Annotated in this window: 2 protein-coding genes; one reads left to right on the top strand and one right to left on the bottom strand. The window is 66.1% G+C overall.

All coding sequences use genetic code 11. The features are described 5' to 3' along the window. Positions 1-430: 430 nt before the first annotated feature. Entirely contained in the window at positions 431-2,416 is a 1,986-nt protein-coding gene (locus ACXJKH_RS17645) for an AsmA family protein (RefSeq protein ID WP_457321270.1), read from the bottom strand. Between ACXJKH_RS17645 and ACXJKH_RS17640 the strand changes: the two genes are divergently transcribed. Beyond that, the gene (locus ACXJKH_RS17640) at positions 2,408-2,707 is read left to right on the top strand and encodes a hypothetical protein (RefSeq protein WP_457321272.1); all 300 of its coding nucleotides are present in this window, start codon (positions 2,408-2,410) and stop codon (positions 2,705-2,707) included. The two genes, ACXJKH_RS17645 and ACXJKH_RS17640, sit on opposite strands and share 9 nt — an antisense overlap. The last annotated feature ends 427 nt before the right edge of the window (positions 2,708-3,134 follow it).

Genomic DNA, 3,134 nt, shown 5'->3' with positions numbered 1-3,134 from the left:
AATGTCCCCCGGCCGCGGGGCGGCCTCCTCCTTTATTTTGCCCAGGGGCCTACCGGCCGCCACGGGGCTCGGCTTGCGGTGCAAAGGCAGAAGCCAGGCTCTTATGGCCTTGGTCGGTGGGTCGGGCGCGGGGCCCGCATGCGCTTGGAGGCGAAATAAAGGAGGAGGCCGCCCCGCGGCCGGGGGACATTTGCGCCAGGGGCCTACCGGCCGCCACGGGCCCTCACGCTCGCGAAGGGCCCAAACGAAGAAAGCACTAAATCCATGCAGCGCCTGCACTACCGGCCAAAGCTGCACCCGTTCTCCCCGCAATGCGTGTGTCCAGGCAGTCCCCTTGTGAATCAAGGGAGACTGCCGACAGGCGCGGGAGAAGGGCAACGCGGAGCCCATGGAGCGTCAGTGCGTAGTAGCTGCTGCGTGCCAGGACGCGTTACTTCGCATATCGACCACCGCAATTGGTGTCCTTGCCCGGACCGGGTTCGAACGTGGCCAGCAGGGCGGCCGGCGGGGTGATGGTGGCCAGGGTGAGGGCGATGGCGCCGCGCAGGCCGAGCGCCTTGAAGTCGGGACGGAACGAGGGATCCTTGAAGCTCCCACCGATGCGCAGCGGCGAGCGCAGGGCGAGGATGCTGACGTCCTTCGGGCGAGGGCGTAGCAACAGGTCCAGCTGTTCCTGTTTGAGATCGACAGTCCCTTGACCGATGATCAGGGTGTCGGTGGTGTCGAAGGCCAGCGCGCGCGATGTCATCACACCGTTGTTGACGCCGAAGTCGCCGAAGGCGCAGCGCAACGGGATCTGCTTGTCGCCGGTGAACAGGAATTTCAGCGATTCGGCTACGTCCAGCCCGGCCAGCTCCATGATCAGGTTGCCGATGTGCCCCTTGCCGATGCCGAGCGCGACGTTGCCGTCGGAGCTGCCGAGCATGGCGGCGACGGAGTTCCCGGTGCCGGCCAGCATGACGTCGCCGCTGAGGCCGCCGGAGGCCTGCTCGGCCAGCTTCGAGTCGGGCATCAGCTTGCCCAGCTGCACCTTGCGGATGCTGGCCTGCAGCTGGGTCGAAATCGTTGGTTTGCGGGCATCCATGCGGATGGTGCTGCGGATGTCACCGCCAGCCACGCCGAAGTTCAGCGGCTCCAGACGCAGCAGACCATCGTTGAGCTTGAGGTGGGCATCCATGTCATCCAGCGGCAGGACGGGCGAGTTGATCCGTTGCGCCTTCCAGCGCACATCGGCATCCATGGCACGCAGCTTGGTCAGGTTGTAGGGCGTGTCGGGCAGGATCTTCGCGCGCGCGGCGAGGGCGGCAGCCTTGGCCTTCTGCTCGGCATTGGCGGTTTCGCCGGCGCCGGTCTTCGGCGGTGCGCCGATGAAGCCAGCCAGGTCATCAAAGTCCAGGCGCTTGGACACCAGGTCGGCTTTCAGGAACGGGCGGTCGCCGCCCACATCGATCTGCGCGGTGCCACCCAGGTCGCTATCGCCGGCGGTGCCGGTGAAGTTCTCATAGCGCCAGATGTCGTTGTCGCGCTTGAGGCGGCCTTTCAGCCGGTACGGCGGGGTGGAGGGCATGGCCACGCCGATCAGCGGAAACAGGTCTTCCATGTCCTGGCCGCTGAGCATCAGCTCCAGGTTGAAGACGCGCAGTGCGAACGGATTGGTCAGCGTGCCGCTGGCGATGGCATGGGTGCCGCCGGCACGGCCGTCGAGATGGATGCGGAAGGGGTGATCGCTGTTGGTGAGTTCCAGCGGCGATTCGGTATTGCCATCGAGCGAGAAGGGGTTGCCCCTCCATCGGCCCTTGCCCTTGACCAGCAGCGGCGGGGCGCTGTCCTCGGTGCGCGGCTTGCCGCTGGTGAGGGCGACCAGGACGTCGGTGCGACCGGCGGCATCCAGAAACTGCAGGCGGCCGTCATCGATCAGCAGGCGCAGCAGCTGCGGTGGGTTGCCGGTGGAGGGGCCAAGGAAATCCCAGTTGCCCGGGGTGTCCTTGCCGGGGCCGGTTTCCAACAGCAGGTCAGGGCGGGTGAGGCGCACTTCGGGGATCTGGACCTGGCCTCGCAGCAGGGGCCAGACGCGAAGGGCGATTTCGGCGCGGTCGGCGCTGGCCATCTGCGGGGTTTTGGCCCAGTCGGCGTTGGCGAACGTGAGGCGGTCGGCGCGGATCGTGGTGGTGCGGCCAAGGTCGACGTCGAGATCGCCGTTGATATGGAACTCGCGCCCGGTTTTGGCCTGGACGGCGCGTTCGACGGGTCCTTTGAACCAGTTCCAGTCCCATAGCGCGATGAGCAGGAGGATGGCGGCGAAGAGGAAGACCAGGATGGCGAGCCACCGCTGTCCTCGTTTGCCGGGACGACGCCAGCGCCAACGGCGCGACACGGGAGATGGGACAGGGGAGTCGACAGTGTTCACATGCTCCATCCTTCCCTGTTCATCGTGCAGGGGGTGCGAAGCATTGGTAAGGATGGTGTCAGGGTGCGGTTTTTTTTGGGAGCTTTGGAGCAACAGCAAGAGCAACAGCCACAGCAACTGCAACTGCAACTTCAACGGCCTTTGGCTGAGGTTTTGCTGGTTGGCGCGGCGCGGGTGGGTTTACGGGACACGCTGCAAGTCCCGCTCCGCGGCCCGGCCCAGCCGCTGGCGGCTGTGCGTTCAGTCGCATGCGAGGCCGTGCCTCGCAAGCAATGCGCCTTCACCCATGTAAGCTCGTGAGCGCCATCCATGGCGCCCAACGGTCCCGTAAACCCACCCGCGCCCCCCCCCCCCCCGACAGACCCCCGGTGTGCCAGGTAGAGCCACCCCATGGGTGGCTGATCGTGATGGATGCCGAGGTGTGTGGGTCGTCGATTCTGGGGCGGGGATTTGGGCGTTAGGGGTATTGGGGAAGGTGTGTGGGGGAAAGGAGCGGCATCGGCCGTGGCCTCGCCGTTGCCTTGCACTCGCTCAGTGCCGACCTCCGGTCGGCATGCCCTTACCCCTCCCACAAAAGCGGCAATAGTTTCGCTTCGCTCCACCGCTCCACCGCTCCACCGCTTTCACCAAAAGGCCCGAAAAACTGTCAGGGGTCGGGGCGGGTGGGTTGGCGGGACCGTTGGGCGCCATGGATGGCGCCCACGAGCCTCCAGGGATGGATTCACGG

This window comes from Stenotrophomonas sp. P5_B8 (assembly GCF_054049855.1).
This window is presented reverse-complemented; position numbering and strand designations above follow the sequence as displayed.

What these genes read in the sequence shown, in the direction of transcription:
- ACXJKH_RS17640 (WP_457321272.1), top strand. Translation starts at nt 2,408, where the DNA reads ATGCTCCATCCTTCCCTGTTCATCGTGCAGGGGGTGCGAAGCATTGGT.
- ACXJKH_RS17645 (WP_457321270.1), bottom strand. Translation starts at nt 2,416, where the DNA reads ATGGAGCATGTGAACACTGTCGACTCCCCTGTCCCATCTCCCGTGTCG.